The organism is Shewanella basaltis, from assembly GCF_023283885.1.
Lineage (GTDB): Bacteria > Pseudomonadota > Gammaproteobacteria > Enterobacterales > Shewanellaceae > Shewanella > Shewanella basaltis.
Genome location: NZ_JAKILA010000015.1, coordinates 85,497 through 106,506 on the forward strand (window position 1 = coordinate 85,497; position 21,010 = coordinate 106,506).

Annotated in this window: 14 protein-coding genes; 2 read left to right on the plus strand and 12 right to left on the minus strand. The window is 43.7% G+C overall.

What is annotated here, in order from left to right; genetic code table 11:
* Positions 1–61: 61 nt before the first annotated feature.
* From L2703_RS12020 to L2703_RS12055, 8 genes are all read right to left on the minus strand, one after another.
* Complete coding sequence (locus tag L2703_RS12020) at positions 62–1,663, minus strand: methyl-accepting chemotaxis protein (protein WP_248971328.1); 1,602 nt, start codon at positions 1,661–1,663, stop codon at positions 62–64.
* 1,004 nt (positions 1,664–2,667) lie between these two features.
* Positions 2,668–4,119: an SLC5 family protein gene (locus tag L2703_RS12025; RefSeq protein ID WP_248971329.1), complete on the minus strand. Its 1,452-nt coding sequence runs from the start codon at positions 4,117–4,119 to the stop codon at positions 2,668–2,670.
* A gap of 34 nt (positions 4,120–4,153) precedes the next feature.
* Positions 4,154–4,915: a SapC family protein gene (locus L2703_RS12030; RefSeq protein WP_248971330.1), complete on the minus strand. Its 762-nt coding sequence runs from the start codon at positions 4,913–4,915 to the stop codon at positions 4,154–4,156.
* A gap of 9 nt (positions 4,916–4,924) precedes the next feature.
* Entirely contained in the window at positions 4,925–6,448 is a 1,524-nt protein-coding gene (locus L2703_RS12035) for a tryptophan halogenase family protein (protein WP_248971331.1), read from the minus strand.
* 117 nt (positions 6,449–6,565) lie between these two features.
* A complete protein-coding gene (locus L2703_RS12040) occupies positions 6,566–9,328 on the minus strand; it encodes a TonB-dependent receptor (protein WP_248971332.1) in 2,763 nt (920 codons plus the stop codon).
* A gap of 360 nt (positions 9,329–9,688) precedes the next feature.
* On the minus strand, positions 9,689–11,035 hold the full coding sequence (locus tag L2703_RS12045; protein ID WP_428848657.1) for an alpha/beta hydrolase family protein: 1,347 nt from the start codon (positions 11,033–11,035) through the stop codon (positions 9,689–9,691).
* 108 nt (positions 11,036–11,143) lie between these two features.
* Positions 11,144–12,292, minus strand: a complete 1,149-nt coding sequence (gene galK, locus L2703_RS12050; protein WP_248971334.1) for a galactokinase — start codon at positions 12,290–12,292, stop codon at positions 11,144–11,146.
* Positions 12,285–13,334, minus strand: coding sequence for a UDP-glucose--hexose-1-phosphate uridylyltransferase (locus L2703_RS12055; protein WP_248971335.1), 1,050 nt, complete (start codon positions 13,332–13,334; stop codon positions 12,285–12,287). The genes galK and L2703_RS12055 overlap by 8 nt, the downstream gene beginning before the upstream one ends.
* A gap of 242 nt (positions 13,335–13,576) precedes the next feature.
* Here L2703_RS12055 and glpD point away from each other — a divergent pair, with 242 nt between their 5' ends.
* A complete protein-coding gene (gene glpD, locus L2703_RS12060) occupies positions 13,577–15,100 on the plus strand; it encodes a glycerol-3-phosphate dehydrogenase (protein ID WP_248971336.1) in 1,524 nt (507 codons plus the stop codon).
* 44 nt (positions 15,101–15,144) lie between these two features.
* Here the strand turns inward: glpD and L2703_RS12065 are convergent, their stop codons facing one another.
* The 3 genes from L2703_RS12065 to L2703_RS12075 are packed head-to-tail and all read right to left on the minus strand — an operon-like array spanning position 15,145 to position 17,786.
* Positions 15,145–16,062 carry an SMP-30/gluconolactonase/LRE family protein gene (locus L2703_RS12065; RefSeq protein WP_248971337.1) on the minus strand — a complete coding sequence of 306 codons (918 nt, stop codon included), beginning with the start codon at positions 16,060–16,062 and terminating at the stop codon, positions 15,145–15,147.
* A complete protein-coding gene (locus L2703_RS12070) occupies positions 16,052–17,017 on the minus strand; it encodes a 2-dehydro-3-deoxygalactonokinase (protein WP_248971338.1) in 966 nt (321 codons plus the stop codon). The genes L2703_RS12065 and L2703_RS12070 overlap by 11 nt, the downstream gene beginning before the upstream one ends.
* A 1-nt stretch (position 17,018) precedes the next feature.
* The gene (locus tag L2703_RS12075) at positions 17,019–17,786 is read right to left on the minus strand and encodes an SDR family NAD(P)-dependent oxidoreductase (RefSeq protein WP_248971339.1); all 768 of its coding nucleotides are present in this window, start codon (positions 17,784–17,786) and stop codon (positions 17,019–17,021) included.
* Positions 17,787–17,981: 195 nt separating this feature from the next.
* On the opposite strand from L2703_RS12075, the gene L2703_RS12080 reads away from it, so the two are divergent.
* A complete protein-coding gene (locus tag L2703_RS12080; protein ID WP_248971340.1) occupies positions 17,982–18,680 on the plus strand; it encodes a FadR/GntR family transcriptional regulator in 699 nt (232 codons plus the stop codon).
* Between the two features lie 87 nt (positions 18,681–18,767).
* Here the strand turns inward: L2703_RS12080 and L2703_RS12085 are convergent, their stop codons facing one another.
* Positions 18,768–20,903 (minus strand): alpha-galactosidase, encoded by a 2,136-nt coding sequence (locus L2703_RS12085; RefSeq protein WP_248971341.1) that lies wholly within the window; start codon positions 20,901–20,903, stop codon positions 18,768–18,770.
* Positions 20,904–21,010: the final 107 nt, after the last annotated feature.

Here is a 21,010-nt window from a genome sequence, read left to right on the forward strand (position 1 = left end):
CCTAGTATTGTTAATGATTTCGTTAAGTGGTTTTTGGTCTTGGTTGATGCAAAAACCATTATTACCGTTCAAATTGATCAACGGTTTTAGTTAGTTTGTTGGCAAGGCTACTTAATTTATTACCCGCTTCGCTGATCTGTTGATTTCCTTCTGATACAGATTCACCGAGTAAGGTAAAGTCTTGTACTTTACGCTTAACGGTATGCGCCTGTTGTTGAGATGCTTGTGCAAGCATGGCCGACTCTTGGCTCACCGTTGCTAACGACAAGATGAGTTGACGGCTTTGCTCAAGCGTGAGGACTAGCTGGTTTGCTAATGACACAGACTGCTGAGCTTTTTGTTGATTTGAAGCCATATTGTCAACTGCGGACTGAATGGAGTCGACTATATTGGCGAGCATCGCGTTGATTTCAACTGTCGAGTTATGTGTGCGGACCGCTAATGTGCGAACCTCATCAGCGACTACCGCAAAGCCTCTGCCTGTTTCGCCAGCTCGTGCCGCTTCAATAGCGGCATTTAATGAAAGCAGGTTTGTTTGTGAGGCGATCTCTGCAATGGTTTTAACGACCGTTGCGACTTGTTTACCTGAATGTTGTAATGCCAATAACATCTTGGCTGTCGTTTCGATATCTTGAGCCAGTACACCAATACTTTCAGCCGTTTGCTTAACCTCTTTTTGTCCATCAACCATACTTTGCGCCCCCTCTTGAGCTGAGTCGGCTGCACTTTGTGATTGCTCTACACTTTGTTCCATTTGTTGCTCAAGCTGCGACATAACATCGACTAAATTGACAATGGTATGTTGAAGTTCATCAACAGAGGCCGATGATTTGCCACTGGTGGTTTTGAGTTGGTTAACTGTTTGACTCATGCTGGCTATCGCGTCATGGACCTCATCCATTCCCAAACGAAATACATTAATTAATCCATTGACGCTGGTAGCAACATTGCTAATTTCTACTATGCATTCATCAGCCAGTTTGGCTTTTAGGTTTCGACTCTGTGCTATGCGAGTCAGATCGTTAGACAGGTTAGTAATGGGGTTGGCTATTTGTTTTTGTGCTGCTAAATAAGCACCCAGAGCAACCACCACCATTAACCCCACTAAAACATATATTAATAAGGTGTTGTCACCCAGTTCATTTTGAATATTGCTGGCATTATGATTGGCTTTAGCTGAAATATCTTGAACTAGAGTATCTAGCCTGTCTTTGAGCTCATTGGCACTATTATTTAATAAACTCAGCTGCTCGCGGGCATTATCCCAATCAATTGACGGCTGACTCATGGTTGATTCAAGTGCAGACAGGGCAGCGTATAGTGCGTCAATTTGTGGCATTAATGGTGTGGATATGACGCTGTTGAGATACTGATATTGTTGATTTAAATTTTGCGCAAGTTGAGCTTTTTGTTCGTTAAACTCAGTCACACTGATTGTTGTGCCATAAAGAGAATATCCAATTAGCACCAGTTCTTTGGCATGGCTTTGAAGTTTGGTAATGCTTTTTAGGGCGGGCAAGGTGCCATCGACAAACCCGGCCACTTCGTGTTTTACAGTCTGATTACTGTTGCTGAGCAATCCCGCTGCAATTAAGGTCATTAATACCGTTGCAGTGTAGCCTAACAAAATACGCGCTTTGATTGTGTTAAAAGCATTAAGCATGGTGAAGTACCCTAATGTAATTGTTGTCGATTAATACCAATGGTATTTATACCCATTTCATTCAATATCTGGTCATTTAGCGTCTGCTAGGTAAGTAATAGGATGGTAGGAATAAGGCTCAAGGCAATATCTCCTATGCTGTAGACGCTCATCCAGTCAATGTTGTTGCATTGCCTCAAAAGAGAATGACCATTGTGTTAACAATGCACCCTCAAGCTTAGCAGCTTAAGAGGCTTTGATGGGTGATATCATTAATTCAAATGGTATTAATATCGGCAGAATGAGTTACTTCTTTAAGTAATACCATTGCGCATTAATAAGTGGCCACTCAGAATGCGTCCAGCGGTTTTTGATTAAGGCGTCGCAATGCAGTAATGGTTGTTCCCTTTCAAATAGCGAGAACGTAAAGCAAAAGCCGCTGGGGCATTCCTTTTTGGCGAGTTTTAAAAGGGCTTATACTGCGTTGCATGACTTTGAAAGAGAATAACTATTCATTCAGTCATTCGCCTTGTTTAAGCCCTTTTAAATTCTCGCTGAGAGATCACTTACTAACGCGCAATGGTATAAGATAACAAACGTCTTCCAAACAGCCCCTTTTCTCACTGAATTATTTAACCTGAGCTCGGGATGATAAATGCCTTTCAAACAGTCCTTTGTCCTGCTCACTGCGTTGAATCGACTTACAATAGGCTAGCTATTGACACGTCAATTCGCCTTGTTAGCAGAACAAATGACAAGCTTGAAAGTGATAGTGGGTAACATGTTGATTTTAAATAGTATAAGTTCATCCCTTATCCCGAGATCAGGTTATTTAACTTGCAATAGACCTGCTATTGGCGCGTTCATTCGCCTTGTGATTAATACAAATGCCAAGCTTGAAAGTAGGTAAGGGTTAACGTATTGATTTTTAATATGCTATCAATACATCTCTTATCCAGAGTTGAGGTTAAGTAAAAAAATGAGCACCATAATCGGTGCTCATTTTATTGGGCTTTGGCCAAAGTTTAAGCCGTCTCTAAATCACCACCAGAGGCAAACTGGATTTTATTGCCAAAAACAAAGCGATTTGCCAACAATGCAAAAGAAACACACGCGGCTAAGGTCACGGGCATTAAGTGAATATAATGCCATGTCGAGTAAAACGGCGAAAACTCGAACGTTAGCGACGCGTAAAGTAATACGCCAAAAATAACGGCCCCAATACCGGCTCTAGCATCGACATTTTTAAAGATTAAACCAACAATAAATATTGATAAAATCGGCATACTGAGTAAACCATTTAATTGTTGAAGTAGGTTGATGATACTTTCAGCTTGTTGGTAAATGGGCACTAAAGTGAGCGTAAGAATACTCAGTAATAAGGTTACCCAACCACTTAAACGCACTACATTGGGATCTTTTTTGATGTAGGCTTCGTGAATATCACAGACATACAATGCCGTTGCTGAGTTTAGTAAGCTGTTGTAGGTCGACAGAACTGCTGCGGCCATCGCGGCAGCAAATACACCGGTTAACCAGGTGGGCATTAAATCACCTACTATGCGCCCATAAGCCGCATCACCAATATCACCGTATAACTTGTATGACACTATGCCTGGGATCACCACAATCGCTGGAACGATTAAAATACGAATACCAGCGGCCGCAAACACCCCTTTTTGGGCTTCTTTAAGGGTGGGTGCTGCCATTGCACGTTGGGTAATGGTTTGATTGGTTCCCCAGTAATACATTTGAATGAAAATCATCCCGGTGAGTAAGGTGTGCCAAGGTAATGGAGAATCATCATCACCTATAAAGGTTAAACGCTCGGCCGGAATGTCTGAAAAATCATAATTGATTGCATTTAAGGCTAAAAATACAACAAAAATGGCCATGCCTAATAGTAATACCCCAGAGTAAGTGTCTGACACTGCAACCGCACGCAGGCCACCAAAGAAGGCATATACTGCACCTAGGGTGGCAAACGCTACTGCAATGTACATTAGTGGAATGTCGACATTAAACATGGTTTGCATAAATAATGCCCCAGAGTAAATAACTGCTGGCATGTAAATAAAGGCATTACCTAAAAAGAAAATTGCACCAATAACTGCGCGTATATGTTTGTTGTTATAGCGTTTTTCTAGCAGTTCAGTTGTGGTTGTACAGTTGTATTTGTAATACACAGGTAAAAACACTTTAGCCAAAATAATTAACCCAATAACAGCAGCAAACTCCCACCAGGCGAGTAACGCCATTTGGTTGCCGTTCATCCCCACGAGTTGGTCAGTACTTAAGTTGGTTAAGGTGATTGAGCCGGCAACAAATATCCAACTTAACCCTCCACCAGCTAAAAAGTATTCTTTATTTTGTGAGCTCTGTTGACGGTTGGCGCCGCGACATTTTAAGTATGTTAATAAACCAATAATTGCCGTAACAAAGGCAAATACCGATAATTGAATCATGTTTTCAGACATTGTTTTTCCTTTCCCAATCGTGTGTTGGGTATTGTTATGCTGCCGTTGTTTTACTGACTTCTAGTTTTATATTTTTTATTGGCGTTAACGTTTGGAGCTGGTTGTGTTTTTTAATGAGTGCATTCAGTTGAAATAACGACATCAACAGGGACTGTATTGGCGCTAAATAACCTTTTTGGTGCAGGGTAAATAAGGTCTCTTTATCCAGAGATTGCAGCTTGTCTTCATCGATGGTGTATAAACCAGATAAACTGGGTGTGCTGCCGTCTTGATAGTGAACTAATATCGTGACCGGGCGTAATAAACCTAGCTGGTGAATGTATTGATTAAACTCCTGGGTGCGGAGATCGTTCTTGATATCGGCTTCTAGTAGCGTTTTAACCCTGGATAAATGCAGTGATGCTTTGCCATTTGCTTCAAAAATACGCTGGCCGCTGGTGTTTGAAAACGCTGGGTGCGTTTGATCAATACCAATTGTATATTGGTGCGGATTTTCTGGTGACGCCATCAAAAAAAATGGAAAGGTTTGCATGTTGGCCGGCGTGTGCAGCGCTGTCCATTGGCCTTGTTTAATAAACAAATTACTGCCTTGCTCAAAACTGGTAAAACCGGTTAGCACCCATTGACCATTTTGGCTATTACGTACATAAAAAATAGGCATGCAACAAGCTGCTTGGCTGACCTCGGTGACACGTAAATTCATGATGTTTTGCTGCTGGGCAAACAGAATCGCGCAGTCGTCGGTAATGCGTAAGTCATGATGCTGTTGCGGGGTTAATTCTGTCAGTGTTTTCATATTATTATTCTACTGTTGAGAGTGAGTTAACCATTGTTCAATATAGTCACGATGAGGCGGCAAGGTATTAAGCATCTGCTGCGTGAGTTGAACATTACGGTGTAAAATTTGTGATGCCTGGGTGTGCTGTTGGTATAAATGGGCATGTTGTGAGTAATCTGGCGTAAACTCCATGCCATAAAGCACATACTGATAACTGGCTGCAGGAAACAGCTCGTTGGGGCCATTAAAGTCTTTGCTGGTGGGGCCTCTATATGCCCACATGTTGAGATCGTCTTGTAAACTTTGCGGGATTGTTTCTGGATTACAGTGTGCTTGCCAGTAAGGTTCTGGGCGCTTTGTTAGCATGTAATGCAGTTTTAAAAAGTCGACGATCCGGCTCCAGCGGTAATCCATTTGTTGGTTAAAACGTTTAGCGGTTAAGGGCATTATTTGATCGTTTACAGGTAAGTTTTCAGCGATGTAACGGGCTGATATTTCAATCAACATAATGGCTGTTGCTTCAAGTGGTTCTACAAATCCTGCCGCCATTCCTACTGCAACACAGTTATTTTGCCAAAAACGTTCACGGTGGCCGCTTTCGTAGTGGATTTTTTTGACCATTAGCCCGTCTGCTTGAGAGCCGATGTAACGTCGTAAGTTGGCTTCAGCTTGCTCGTCGCTCATAAAGCGGCTGGAGTAAACATGGCCCACGCCGCGGCGGTGCGTTAAGCCAATATCCCAAATCCAACCAGAATCTTGTGCGGTGGCAATGGTATGCGAGGCGATGGGGCTGTCTGCATGCTCATATGGCACTTGCATGGCGATAGCGCGGTCATTAAACAATATGTGGTCGAGTTTAATAAATGGCACATTAAGGGTTTTACCAAGCAGTAACGAAGCAAACCCGGTGCAGTCGATAAATAAGTCGCCTTCAATTGGCGCGTGATCAATAAGCGCTACCTTGCTGATGTTGCCTTGGTTGTCGACACTGGCATGGTCGACAGTGCCAATGATGTGATTGACCTTGAGCTGTGTTTTACAGTGTTGTTTGAGCATGTCGGCGAAGGCGCCAGCGTCGAGGTGGTAGGCATAGTTACATGTGCCTTGATAGTCACCCTCTGCCATGCTGCGCGGAGCAAGGCCAGACTCACAAATAGCGTGTTGAAAATTAGTTTGTTCGGCGTAATCTTTAATGTTGTCAATATAAGGTGCCAAATCGAGGCGACCATACCCTAAAGGTACGGTAAAAGGATGATAATAAAAGTCGCCATTGCCATGCACCCAGCTGACAAATTTGCCGCCTTGCTTAAAGGTTGCATGACACTTTCTGAATACTTCGCTTTCGTTTAGCCCTATTTGTTGTAGGGTGTTTTTCATGGTTGGCCAGGTGCCTTCACCTACTCCAACGGTTGGAATATCTGACGATTCGATTAAGCTAATGTCTATTGCTTGATCTGTTTGGCTTTTATGATGTGATGCAATGATTGCTGCGGTTAACCAACCAGCGGTTCCGCCGCCCACAATGATTATTTTTTTTACTGCTTTTGCCATTGGGTTAACATCCTGTTTGCAATTGAGTGCTTAGACACTATCACAAGGTGAGGGTTGTCGGTCTTGTTAAAACAAAAAGACAGGTGCACTTGCACCTGTCTTTTTACTGTTTATAACTTAAAACTTGCCTCTTAACCCTACTGCGTAGCGTGAACCGTTGTCTTCAACCGAGTAAATCTGGTTGGCGAAGCGGCCCGTTTGCACTAACTCTTCTTCAGTGATGTTAATACCTTCAACAAATACAGAGATGTTTTCGTTGATATCGTAGCTCGCGCTAATATCCCACTGTCCAAAGGTTTCTGTATTGATTGGCTCACCGTTAAATCCGTTATCTAGCTGACGTAAAAAGCCCTCACGGTTGTTAAATGCAACACGTGCTTGCCAGTTATCTTGCTCGTAAAACAGGATTAAGTTTTGTGAGTCGCCTAACCCCTCAAGCGCAAAGCTTTGGGTTGAGTTAGCATCAACTTTAACGTTGCTGTCTACTACGGTGGCGTTAGCTGTAAAACCAAAACCGTTTTCAAATACGTGAGTTAACGCTATTTCGTAACCGGTAATACGTGCTGATTCGCCATTTTGTGGGCGTGTCACGGTATACAATTCTGACTGACCATTTAACTCTTCTGTGGTTGCCACAACATCACTGGTACATAGATCTGAGTTGGTGGTGCTACAGTTAAAGTCAGGACCTGTACGGTCGGTCATTAGGTATGTTTCTTCACCGGTTAAGCTCACGATGAAATCGTCAACTTCTTTGCTGAAGAAGGCAAAGCTAAATAAACTTGCATCGTCGTAATACCATTCGTACGACACATCCCAGTTTTCTGAACGGAATGGTTCAAGCGCTGGGTTACCGCCAGTTGCCGTTAAGTTTTGACGACGTGGCTCGTTAAATGTTGTGGCTGGTGACAGTTGTGACATTGTTGGACGCGTTAATGAATCGTATGCCGCAAAACGCAATACCATGTCATCTTGTAAGTCTAACTTAATGTTTAAGCTTGGTAATAAGTTAGCATAAGACGTGCCTTGGGTAATGTTTTCTGCTGGGCCATAAAAGTTTTGAAACAAGGTTGCGTCGCTTGTCGGGGTAACGTCTGATATATAGCTTTGTACAGCACTCACGTCGATACTGGTATTTGAGTAACGCGCACCAAAATCAACAGTTAATGGCATATCACCAACGTCATACACAAAGGTAAAGTTCATGTATAAGCTGCTGATGTCTTCGTTAATGGTGTAACGGTTGTTTTGCAGCGTTGGCACGATTGGATAACCTTCTGCGGCTAAGTAATCGACCATGGCATCACCGTCGTAGGTGTAGAATGTGTCAATTAACCCTGAGAAGTAGTTATTGGCTGTGTACGGTCTAAAGTCAATCACGTCAATCGGGGCTTGTGTGCCATAACCGCAAAACTGACATTGGTTACCAAAAATTTGGAAACTTGATTTTTCACGTTCTTGACGATACACACCAAACTTGGCTTTAGTGAACACTAATGAGTCTGGGGTGTATTCAAAATCGGCTTTGAATTCAGTTATTTCATCTTCGTCGCTAAATTGATTACCTTTTTCGTTGTAGTGTAAGCGAGCTAGGTTAGCGTCGGGCAAACTACCATTAGTAAACCCATCATGTATAACCGTTGGTACACCACCTGTGCCGTCAAAGGCATAGCTATTTGTGATACCGACAACGTTAAAGCGGTCACGACCAGCGCGATCGTTTTCTGCATTTGAGTTAGATACGTCAAAATTGGCTTTTAGTTGGTCGTTTATATCCCATTTCACGTTTAAGCCAACACCGCTGTTGGTGACATCGCGAGAGTTACGTGTGTGTGATACAAAGTCAGTTGCTGGATCGCCACTACCTTGGTGTAAACCAATATCCTGGCTAAACGTGAGCAGTGTACCGGTTGCAGGGTCAATCGTAGCACTGCCAACGCGATCGGGTTCAAACCATGAGGCTAAGTCGGTCACTTGTGAGTCGACTTCAAACTTAGAGATAAAGCCGTCTAAGGTAATGCTGACATCATCAGATGGCGCATACTGAAACACTAAACTGGCGTTGGTTCGCGTGCGGTCTTGCTCATCTACGATTTGATCCCAGTTACGTGGAATGTATGCATTGGTAAATAACACGCCATCACGTGAGTTAGAAATGGTTTGGCCGCCGCGCCAGCCGGCTGTGTTGATTTGGTTGATTTGAACACTTCGTTCTTGGTGGCTTACTGCTAATAACACCCCCATGGTTTCGTCATTAAAGGTGTTGCTGATTAGGCCTGAAACCGCAGGAGATACGTCTTCTGAAAGACTTTCGTACATGCCTTTTACAGAGCCAACAATTTGCAAGCCGCTGTAATCAAATGGGCGTGCCGTTGTTAGGTCGATAGTACCGCCAATGCCGCCTTCTTGCATGCTGGCATTAGTGGTTTTGTATACGTTAGCCCCGGTGATTTGCTCGGCGGCTAAAATGTCGAAGTTAAATTCGCGACCTGCGCTGTCGGTAGCCATTTGGCGGCCGTTAACCAGTACAGTGTTAAATTGTGGACCAAAACCACGAACGGTAACGGCTTGACCTTCACCACCACTACGGTCAATAGAAACCCCTGTAATACGTTGCAACGACTCGGCAACGTTTAAGTCTGGAAATTTACCCAGATCTTCTGCCGAAATACCATCTGAAACCACAGATGCGGTTTTTTTGTCGGCCATTGAATTTTTTAAACTGCTGCGGATCCCTTTTACCGCAATGACTTCAATTTGCTCATTGGCTTGTGTTTCAGCTTCTGCTGCTGTGACCCCGTGAACACTGCCAATTGCCCCAGCAATAGCAAGTGCTAACGTTGTCCTCTTGCCAAACGTCGCGATTCCTTTTGTAGACATTTTTCTTCCCCCAGTTGATGTTGTTGCTTTTTTATAAATCTTTTATTTTTCATTTAAGCTTATTTATCTTATAAATATAGTAATTGGAGCTAGATATCAACCTTTTCTTAACAATGTGACGCTAATCTCTTACTGTTTTTTGTTCACTTTTAAACCTAAATGGCATAGGTATCTGGCAGCGTTTTGTCTTATTTGTTTTTTTGTTTATAAAATTCAGTCTGTTATTTTTTTTTTTTTAAGTAAGCCTAAATATGCTTTAGTTTAATGCTCGTTAATGGTGAGTTAATTCAGAACAGTGATTCCTTGAAACAAACCGCCTTGAATAAACAGTTTTCTTTCAAAACGGTAATGGTTAACGCCCTAAGATTTAGGCTTTTTCATATCCCATGACATGCCTGTCGCATAGCGAGGGGCAAATCCTTTCCAGGTTGGTGTTGGGTTGCCTTGGGCATCTTGTTCATTCGATTGGCCATTGAGCTGTAAAAAGCTGCACTTATCTTTTTGATTTTTAACGTGGCAGTCCATCATGGCTAGGGCAAAATGCTTGTTGATGGTGTTTAGCTGCATATTGCTCCAAGCGGGTTCAAAGTAATGTCCGAGATCTATTTCATTTTTGTAAGCAATCTGTGGGGCAGGGTGCGGTGCGATGTTATGGCGGGCGTTGTGATAAGTGAGCATGTAAGTGCTGTCACCGCCGGTTTGTTGATATAGCGATTGGATGCCTTTATACCCAGAAATATCATCAAGATCGCCGGCAACGTACAATGTTGGCGTGGTGATTTTGGCAAGAGACTCGGCATTAAACAGTTGGTAGTTACCGCCCCAAGGTGCGATGGCTATCATGGCTTTCCACTTGGGGTCGACTTTAGCGGGTGCTTTTTGGCCACCCGCACAGGTGTTAAGTAGCTCAATGGCGCCGTTAATCACATTGACATCTTTACTGCCAGTAAATGTGGCAGCGGTTTGCTGGTTAAATTGATAACAACCACCAACAGTATTAACTGCCCCATAGCCACCCATTGAGTAACCAATTAATCCAGCACGTTGAGTGTCGATTATGCTGCTAACAAAGTTGTTTGTGCCGCTAAAGTAGTCCAGGGTAAATTGTTGATCGCGTGAGCGATTAAGTAATGTGCTAAAAAAACCACTAAATGGTGCCTTAACCATGTCGACCTCTGCATTGGTTGAGTCGGTATGGTCGAGCGCTACAACCACATAGCCGTGTGAGGCTAAATGTTCGGCTAAATAAAACATAATAGTGCGATAACCAGTATAACCATGCGATAACACCACTAATGGAAAGGGTTGGCCGGTTAAGTTAACTACTTCAGCATTGCGAGTGGCATTACCTTGTAATACAAAAGGTAATCCTAAGCGTGTCTCGTCACGGTATATCGCTTTGGGGGTGGTTGTAGGGGTTTTATTTGTTGGGTACCAGACCTCTACCGCTAATTTACGGTCTTCTAAGGTTTGGCTGCTAGGGTTAAATTGTTTTTTATTTACCAGCTTAAGCGTTTTTACGCCAACAGGATACTGGCCGATTTGAGCTAATTCAGGCAGAGCTTCTTTGGGCAGTAACGTGGGGTATAGCTGTTCTGGTTGAGGTGTCGTGTTGGCGTGTTGAGTTTGTGTGTTTGCCGATACGACAATGGTGGTGCTTAACCATAGTAATGCTGCGCAGCTGAGCGTTTTTTTATACATTGTTATGCTGTCCTTTTCTGTGGTTTTATTCCATCAGCATCAATTGAAGATGATGCAAGGCGGGCGCGACATTGACGCCCGCATTGTGTATCGATACAAAACGATGGTGTGTTGTTAATAGTGTTGTACTGTTAGTCCGTTGCCGGCAGTGCACACATAGATGTCAGCTTGTAGATTAAATTGAGCAAAATAATGTTGCTCAACAGCCTGTTGAATCACCGCCACGTCCTCGTGGCGACATAAACACACAATTGCACCACCAAAACCGCCACCCGTCATACGAACCGCGCCGCGATCGCCCAGTGCTTGTTGGCAAATTTGCACTAGGCCGTCGGTGGCAGGTACGGTGACTTCAAAATCATGCTTGAGTGACTGGTGCGATGCGGTCATCAATATCCGCAGCTGTTCAATGTCGTTATTGGCTAGCGCTTTGGTGGCGGCAATCACGCGGTCGTTTTCGGTAATAACATGATGGGCGCGGGCAAATTCGTTTGCACTCATTTGCGGTTTTGTTTGTGCGAGTAAATCCAAATTGGCATCGCGTAATGTGGTTAAGCCCATTTTGCTTGCGGCTTGTTCGCAGTCTATGCGGCGTTGGTTGTATTCGCTGTCGACTAATTTACGTGGGTAATTTGAGTTCACAATGACAATTGATAAGTCGGTAGGAATGGTGACCGCTTGAGTTTGTAGGTTTTGGCAGTCAATCAATAAGGCTTGGTCTTGTTGACCTTTAGCTGAAATCAGCTGATCCATAATGCCGCATTGGCAGTCCATAAAGTCGTTTTCTGCTTCTTGGCCAAATAATGCAATTTGCTCTTCGTTAAGGTTCAAACCACACACGTGATTGAACATGCCTGCAATGGCGACTTCAAGGGCGGCTGAGGATGATAACCCACTGCCTTGAGGCACGTTACTTTCAATAAGTAAATCCACCCCTTTTAGCAAATGGCCAGCGCGGTTTAGCACAAATGCCACAGCGCGAATGTAGTTACCCCATTGTGAGTGGCCTTCTTGAATCGGTTGATTAACTTCAAAGCTTTCTTGCTCATTGGGGTACATGGTTGAGATAACATTAACCCGATTGTCGTTGCGCAAGCGGTATAGTACTTGAGTGCGAAATGTTAATGCACAGGGTAAAACATATCCCTGGTTGTAATCGGTAAATTCACCAATCAAGTTAACACGACCCGGTGCGCTGACTACACCTTGTGCATCTGATCCATATTGTTGGGTAAACAATGCCTGTAGCGCGTTGTTAGTCATGTTGATTTCCTTCGGTGTAGTGTACGTCGCTGGCATTTTTTAATATTTTTGCAGCGGTTTCTGGACTTAAATCGCGTTGGCTTTCGGCGAGCATTTCATAGCCGACCATGTGTTTTTTTACCGTAGCAGAGCGCAATAACGGTGGATAAAAATGTGCGTGCATGCGCCAGTGGCTGTCATCGTCTAAGTCACTTGGGGCACAATGCCATCCCATAGAATAGGGGAAGCAGCAATTAAACACGTTGTCATAGCGAGTGGTGAGTACTTTGATGGCGTCTGCCAGTGCAGTTGATTGGGCTTCAGTTAATTGCCCAAAATGACGTACATCGTCTTTACTCACTAATAAGGTTTCAAACGGCCATGCAGCCCAAAATGGCACAACAACTAGCCAGTGGTCATTTTGATAAACCACTCGTTCACCGTCGACTCGTTCATGCTTAACATAGTCGGCCAGCAAATTGCTGCCGTGAGTCTGTTGATACTGGAGTTGGCTGGCTTGCTCTAATTGAATTTCTGTTGATAAATGGTTGTGGGCCCAAACCTGCCCGTGTGGGTGCGGCTGTGAGCAGCCCATCACTGCACCTTTATTTTCAAAAATGTGTACACAAGCATACTGAGCAGACAGCTCTACATAATTCTGCTTCCAGGTATCGACAACGTCTTTTATTTCGTTAACCGATAGCTCAGGTAGGGTTTTGTTGTGTTTAGGTGAAAAACAAATCACCCGGCATTCGCCTGTGGCTGCTTCTATTGCAAATAGCGGGTTTGTTTCAAGTTGTGCTGCCTGCGCTGCAACTTGTGGCGTGAGCGCACCAAAGTCGTTAGTAAACACAAACGTGTTGTCATATTGAGGGTTTTGGGTGTCATTAGCTCGTTGGTTGCCGGGGCATAAAGGGCATGTTTCATCATGTTCTGGTAGGTTTGAAGGGGCACTTTTTTCTGTCGCACCTAACCATGGACGGTTATTTCTGTGAGGCGACACTAATACCCAATTACCCGTTAACGGGTTTTTTCGTCTGTGGGTAAATTCAAACTGGCTCATGGGGATCCTTTTATCTATGTTGATGATGTCGCTTTACTCTTGAGTATGGCCACATTCATACGCTGATAAATTATACAAATTTAATTTATATGATAAATACTACTATTAAGTTTTTTATTTAACAAGATGTAATCTGTTTGGATAAGATCTTTCTAATTGTGCTTGTCAACAAGAGGTGAGTCACTCTATGATATGGTTAATATATACTATTTATCATATTTATTTTGCGGGCGGGTAAGTAAATGAAAGCCGATATAGAAATAGTCGATGTTGTCGTGATTGGTGGCGGCATAAACGGTGTTGGGATAGCGGCCGATGCAGTAGGACGTGGATTGAGCGTATTATTATGTGAACAAAATGATTTGGCTTCGGCTACTTCGTCTAATAGTAGTAAATTGATCCATGGCGGTTTGCGTTATTTAGAGCATTATGAATTTCGCCTAGTTAAAGAAGCCTTAGCTGAGCGAGAAGTGCTATTAAAAAAAGCACCGCATTTGATCACCCCATTAACCTTTAGGCTCCCGCATCAGCCGCATTTACGTCCTGCATGGATGATCCGCCTTGGATTATTTTTATATGATAATTTGGCCTCGCGTGCGACGTTAAGCGGCTCAAGAAAAATTGCTTTTAGTGCAGACAGCCCATTAAAACCAAGCTTTATTCAAGGGTTTGAATATGCAGATGCCTGGGTTGATGACTCTCGTTTGGTGGTGTTAAATGCCTTGGCAGCAAAAGAGCTAGGTGCGCAAATTTGCACTCAAACTCGATGTATTAATGCCGAGCGCCAGGATGATCTATGGCGTTTAAGCTTACAAAACCAAGCTGATTTATCGGTTCGAGAGGTGCTGGCTAAAACCGTGGTTAATGCCTCTGGTCCATGGGTGTCTAGCTTGTTTAGTAATGTTATCAAGCAGCCTTCACCGCAAAAAATCCGTTTAGTCAAAGGTAGCCACATTGTGGTACCTAAAATCCACTCGCAACCACATGCTTATATTTTGCAAAATGAAGATCAGCGGATTGTGTTTGTGATCCCATTTGAAGATGATTTTTCATTAATTGGCACCACAGATGTTGATTTTGTTGGTGATCCAATGAAGGTGAAGATAGATCAGCAAGAAATTGATTATTTGGTCAATATCACCAATCATTATTTTAAAACAACCATTAGCGAGCAAGACATTGTTCATACCTTTTCTGGTGTGAGACCGTTAATGGATGATGAATCCGAGTCGGCACAATCTGTTACACGTGACTACACCTTTATTGTCGATGCACCTAAAGGTAAAGCGGCATTGTTGTCGGTATTTGGCGGTAAAATTACCACGTATCGAAAGCTGGCTGAGGCTGCGGTTAATCGCCTTAAGCCGTTCCATCCCCATATGGGTAAGGCTTGGACGGCAAAGCAGGTATTACCCGGTGGTGACTTTAGTCATTTAGCCGAGTTAACGCGTATTTATCAGCAGCAATACCCTTGGTTAGCGCCAAAATATCTTGGCCGTTTATTGCGTACCTATGGCACAAAAACCCAATTTATTTTAAATGATGCGACCTCGGCAGATGCGTTAGGTATCGATTTTGGTCACGGGCTCTATCAAACTGAAGTGGACTATGTGATGGCAAGTGAGTGGGCTTGTACTAGCCAAGATGTGCTGTGGCGTAGAACTAAGCTTGGATTACATTTTTCGGCGCAGCAACAAGCGTTTTTGAGCGACTATATGCAAGCGGCTCAATTTAAAGGTGTGGCACCTGCACAACACGCGGGTTAACAGTATTGAACGCCAATATCATGTACTGATATTGGCGTTGTGGTTTAGGGGGTGAGTAAGTCACATTGAGTGTCGACAATACCTGTGACGTTATGCAGTTGGTAAATGAACACATTACCCGACAATGGGTAGTCTGCTAATTGTTGCGGTGACAGGGTAATTCGAGATGTGGTGACAATTAGCCAATCTAAGTTAGGTCCACCTATTGCTACGCTGGAGGGTTGCACCGCAGGAATAACCAGTTTTTCAACTATCTCACCATCAGGGTTATAGCGCACCACGCTATGATCGCCCCATTGCGCGTTCCAGATAAAACCGTCAGTATCCACCGTCGAGCCATCAGGAAATGCATGGTTTTCTGTCGCGGCAAAGAGCCGCTTTTGGCTTAAAGTATGGCTTTGCTGGCAATAATGGTACTGATAAATGCTGTGACGCTCAGAGTCCGCATGGTACATGATGTTACCGTCTGGGCTCCAACATAGGCCATTGGATATCATGATATCGCTAAAATACTTATGGGGTTGCCCATACTGATCTATACGGTATAGGCTTCCTTGCTGCTGTGGTGTGTGGCGTGTTTCTACCATGGTGCCTGCCCAAAAGTGGCCACCACGGTCGGTGCGACCATCATTAAAACGATTACCAAGTTGCGTGACTTCCGGTTGGCTTAGCCAAGTTATTGCGTGAGTTTCAAGATGGTACAGTGCGAAACCTTGCTCGAATGCCACTATTACTTGATAAGTGTCTTGATGGGCTAAAAATGCAAAACTGCCGATACGGTAAGGTAGATGATATTGCTGGTGGGCTTGGTCATCAACCGTGTATTTATGGATGTCGCCAGCCATGATGTCTATCCAATAAATAGCCCTTTGCTTCGGGTGCCACAAGGCATTTTCGCCTAGTTGATTTTGTGACGCAATAACGTGGATAAGTTTGCCAATACAGGACGTACTATTCTTCATGGGGTAATGGAATGCCTTGTTGATATACCACATTGAACCCCGCTAATGTGGCGTCAGTTACGTTCCACAGGGTTGTTTTTACATGGCAAAGACTAAGCGCTTTGGCGAAGCATTGGTTTAAATGGGTTGGACCAATTATGGCAATTGAACTGAGTTGGCTTAACGCCCACTCGGTTGCATGTTTTGCTGCTCTCACATCGTTTCCGATTAATATACCAGACAAGTATGCATGTGCCTGTTTAGTGGTAAACCCCTCAAACAATTGTTTGCTGCGTACGCTGAACAGACCATGGGCAAAACTGTCGGTAGCAGACGATAAACTAAAGTCAGCACCTTGAACAAAGGCGTCGAAGTCAAAGTCTAAATCAGACACTTTCTCTTGGATTAATACACTGTTAGATGACAACAAATCATACAGTTCACCAGTGAGAGCCGTTTTAAAGAGGATTACTTTTCCTTCTTCAATTAACACCCATTTTGTGTGTGTGCCAGGCAAGCACACTAGGTGTTTTCCTGTAAGGTGTTGCGGTGCCATGGCAAGCCATCCGAGCAAATGAAATTCTTCGCCGCGCATTGAGTCATGTAAGTGATTATAAAGCTGACAACGCAACCCCGGAAATATGGTGACTTGGTGGCCTTGGCAGTTAAAGCGGGTGCCAGCAGAAATCACTTCTGTTGGTGAAATAGGGCAGTGCAGATATTGAGTTTCTTTCCAGCCAATGCTTGAGCCAATTTGGCCAATCATTAATATAGGAAGGTGTCCAAAGCGTTTAGCCCAAGGTGCAATACTGTCCATTAATGTGGTTTGAAAATCAGTCAGCACTTTTTTTACACCGACATTATTAACTTGCTCAAGTACCTTGAGTGGTTTACTCGCTTCAGCGAAACACAGGTAAGCTCGTAAATGACTTGTCCCCCAATCTACGGCAATAAAATGTTGATGTTCAGTAAACAAACTAAGCTCTCCCACCGTCAATATTGATACACTGTCCGGTGATGAGTTCACTGTTATCAGATGCTAAAAACAGAGCCAGTTTAGCGACATCCTCTGGTGTTATGCGGCGTTTTAGTGCCATTGCATCAGTCCACTTTTGCTCTTCTTGTTCGGTCAGCCAACTGGCAAGTTGTTTTTCTGTCGCCACCCATCCAGGCAAAATGGCATTTACCCGAATACCGGCTTCACCAAACTCACGCGATAGTGATCGTGTCATGCCGATAAGGCCTGCTTTTGCCGTAACATAGCCGGTCATTTGCTGTGAACCAAGCAATGCGGTAATAGAGCTGAAGTTAATAATACTGCCCGAATGCTGGAGCTTCATGTGGCTGTAGGCTGCTTGTGACGCAAAAAAGGCAGGGTCTAAGTTGATTTGCATACATTTATGCCAGTCGTGTGCTGAAATAGTTTCGACATCTTGGCGTGCATCGTTGGCCACATTATTAATAAGCACATCAAAACGACCAAAATGCTCAGCAACATCTCTAATGGCTAATTGTAGCGATTCTGAATCGGTGGCATCGACAGCGCGAAACCATATTGAATTAAGGTCATATTGTGACAAATTTTGCTTGAGTGCATCAGCGGCTTGTTGGTCTATATCAATAAAGGCCACTTTGGCGTGTTGGCGGGCAAAGGCTTCTACCATTGCCGCACCAATACCACTGGCTCCGCCGGTAATAAAAATGACTTTGTTTGTTAAGTCTTGGTACTGAGTGGACTGACTCACAGATAACGCTCCAAACCTATTATTTTTGATTATGGTTAACTAGCGGTATTTTGAGGATTAACGGATTAATCCGATAAATAATGTTAATGATGAGCTTATTTTTAACATTAACAACGAGTAAAACAAAGTTATATCGTAATTGCATTTAAATATGATATAACAGATTTATGTACTAAAGATTGGACAGCAACAGGCATGAGCACTTCACCGCGTCAAAATTTAACCCACCAACTCACTCACGATTTAGGTATCGCCATTGTAAAAGGGGTTTACCCAGTGGGCGAGGGGTTGCCGTCTGAAGCCGATTTGTGTATCGAGTATGATGTGAGCCGAAGCTCAACCCGCGAAGCAGTAAAAATGCTTTCTGCTAAAGGGTTAATATCGTCACGGCCAAAGCAAGGTATTCGAGTGTTGCCTGAAAGCAATTGGAATATGTTTGATACTGACGTATTAAAATGGATTTTGAGTAGTAAGCCGTCATTATCGTTATTAAAAGAATTTACCCAGGTGCGCGTTGCGTTAGAGCCACAAGCGGCGGCATTAGCAGCCATGAATGCGTCGGACGAGCAAATCGCTTCAATTGAAAAAGCCCTTGAGCGCATGGTTGAAGCAGAGCAGGGATTAGACGACCCATTAGAAGCCGATATTGCTTTTCATACCAGTATTTTGATTGCCAGCGGTAATCGCTTTTTTGTGCAGTTGACTGAATTTATCAGCACCGCGCTTAGGGTAAGTATTCGCTACACTAATAAAATTAAAGGTGTACCTGGTGCTGATGTGCAAAAACACGCTGAAATTTTTGAAGCGATTAAAGCACGTAATCCCCAACAAACACGCGCTGCGGTGTCGATGATTTTAGAAGAAGCGCTTGAGTTAATTGAGTCAAAATTATAAGCGCTAATTGATAGGCTGATAATAAAAAGAGCATCTAATCTAGATGCTCTTTTGCTTATGGGGATAAGTTGAATGCGTAAAACCTTGTTATTTCACTTGGTTTAACTCAAAAATCAGTGATGTCTGCGGGAAGGTGATAGGCAATTGCATACCAAAGGTCATCAATGCTTCGCCGCTATAGGTTTGTTTTTCTATTACGCTCAATACCGATGGCGAATAGAATGAGAACCCCGCAGGCCACACCAGTGATAAGGTGTAATCTTTGTCAGCGTCTAATCCGGCAAAATGGTATCTGGGTGGGTTAGTGCGTTGGGTTTCTTTTACGCTGTTATAAGCAAATAAGCCTTGGCTTTGATCTGCATTGACAATACCAAAGTTAATCGAGTCGCCATCGCTATTTAAGCGCACGAGCTTACCACTGTGGATCAATTGACGATGCTGTTTGTGCAGTTTGATAATCTGCTGTAACTGCTGACGTTCATCGTCGGTTAATTCGCGTGGGTCCATTTCTATGCCCATGTGGCCAAAAAATGCCACAGCGGCGCGCATGGCAATACTGATGTTGCGCCCAGTAATATGGCAATCGCGTGGCCCCACATGTGCCCCCATGACTTCTGCAGGGAAAAAGAACGAACAGCCGCGCTGAATACTGAGTCTGTCTAGTGCGTCGTTTGAATCAGATGTCCACACGCGGTCGGTATAACGCAGTACGCCATAATCAACTCTGGCCCCTCCAGATGAACAGCTTTCAATTTCAACATGACTATGCGCCTGCTTTAAGCGATTAATTAACGCATACGCAGCCAGTGTTTGCTGGTGGACGGCAGGTTTACCGGCAAAGTTACCTGCATGGTTTAAGTCGCGGTTCATGTCCCATTTTATGTAGACAATTTGCGGGTACTCTACCAAAATGTCGTTAATGGCATTGAATAAGTAGTCTGTTACTGCAGGGTTGGTCATGTCTAGCACCAACTGTTTTCTAAACTTAAGTTGTTCGTTACCGGCAGTTTGCAGCGCCCATTCTGGGTGTTTTCGATACAAGTCACTGTCTGGGTTAACCATTTCTGGTTCAAACCATAATCCAAACTCCATGCCCACCTTATTGACATGGTCAATTAACGGTTGCAAGCCGTCGGGATAGATTTCTCGGTCAACAGTCCAATCACCTAAACCTGCAAAGTCACCACGACGGCCTTTAAACCAACCATCATCAAGTACAAAACGTTCTGCGCCAATGTCTGCTGCTTGAGTGGCCAACGACTGTAATACCGCAACATCATGGTCAAAATAAATGCCTTCCCAGGTGTTGTAATGCACAGGTCGTGGTTTTTGGCGCACTTTGTCGGTAATCAGTGATTGGCGAACAAACTGGTGAAAATGATGCGACAACCCACTAAAACCTTGATTTGAATAAGCGCAATAAAGTGTTGGGCTGGTATAGGATGCATTGGGTGCTAAGGCGAGTTCACCCGGCATTAATAACTCACCTAATTGTGCGTAACTGCGACCTTCTGCGAGTAACTCAGCGCGCATTTTGTGATTACCGCTCCACCCCAAGTGGAAACCGTAACATTCACCACCTTGTTCATGGGTCAATTTGTTGTGCATGACCATTCCTGGGAAGTTGTCGTGAGACGTTTTACCTTTACGGTTTTCACGGACAAAGCTGCCTAAAAACATATCGAATGTCTTACGTTGAAACTCATTTGACCAACGGCCTTCAAAAGACATGATTTGGTCGATGTGTAATGGCATTGGGATGGTGGGGGCTGCACACCAGTTAACATTAACAGGGTGACCGCCTAAGTTTGTTAACTCAGTGGTGGCACTGAGTACCTCTGAATGTGGATCTAACGTGAGGTGATGTTTAACACTCAAGTGGCGCAAATTGTCGATTGACTCAAAAATGACTTCGTTGGCAGATGGTTGAGTTATCGAGGTGAGTGTACCACCAATAGACCATGCAATATTGTTGTCAAAAATCTCAATACCGGGAGCGCCAGTAAACCCTTCGCCCATTAAAGGTGATAATGATATTGGAGCCTCAACAACCACAGAGCACTTTGCTTCTTGGCGAGTGCTGAGTTGTTTCATCATGTCATAGGTGGTTTTTGATGATAGCTTTTTGCCAAAATATAAGATTGCTGGAGTTTTGTTTGAGCAATCAACAACTAAAGTGTTTTTTTGGCCATTTAACAAAACGAACTGTGGGTGATGTGACATGATTTAACATTCCTTGATTGGGAGTATTATTCTACAAACAATGCTACATAATGCTGTTGCCGGGTAGTGGATTGAGCCATAGGTACCGCTAGCAGCATTAAGGATTT

What these genes read in the sequence shown, in the direction of transcription:
- L2703_RS12085 (WP_248971341.1), bottom strand. Translation starts at nt 20,903, where the DNA reads ATGTCACATCACCCACAGTTCGTTTTGTTAAATGGCCAAAAAAACACT.
- L2703_RS12065 (WP_248971337.1), bottom strand. Translation starts at nt 16,062, where the DNA reads ATGAAGAATAGTACGTCCTGTATTGGCAAACTTATCCACGTTATTGCG.
- L2703_RS12055 (WP_248971335.1), bottom strand. Translation starts at nt 13,334, where the DNA reads ATGAGCCAGTTTGAATTTACCCACAGACGAAAAAACCCGTTAACGGGT.
- L2703_RS12020 (WP_248971328.1), bottom strand. Translation starts at nt 1,663, where the DNA reads ATGCTTAATGCTTTTAACACAATCAAAGCGCGTATTTTGTTAGGCTAC.
- glpD (WP_248971336.1), top strand. Translation starts at nt 13,577, where the DNA reads ATGAAAGCCGATATAGAAATAGTCGATGTTGTCGTGATTGGTGGCGGC.
- L2703_RS12030 (WP_248971330.1), bottom strand. Translation starts at nt 4,915, where the DNA reads ATGAAAACACTGACAGAATTAACCCCGCAACAGCATCATGACTTACGC.
- L2703_RS12040 (WP_248971332.1), bottom strand. Translation starts at nt 9,328, where the DNA reads ATGTCTACAAAAGGAATCGCGACGTTTGGCAAGAGGACAACGTTAGCA.
- L2703_RS12025 (WP_248971329.1), bottom strand. Translation starts at nt 4,119, where the DNA reads ATGTCTGAAAACATGATTCAATTATCGGTATTTGCCTTTGTTACGGCA.
- L2703_RS12080 (WP_248971340.1), top strand. Translation starts at nt 17,982, where the DNA reads ATGAGCACTTCACCGCGTCAAAATTTAACCCACCAACTCACTCACGAT.
- galK (WP_248971334.1), bottom strand. Translation starts at nt 12,292, where the DNA reads ATGACTAACAACGCGCTACAGGCATTGTTTACCCAACAATATGGATCA.
- L2703_RS12035 (WP_248971331.1), bottom strand. Translation starts at nt 6,448, where the DNA reads ATGGCAAAAGCAGTAAAAAAAATAATCATTGTGGGCGGCGGAACCGCT.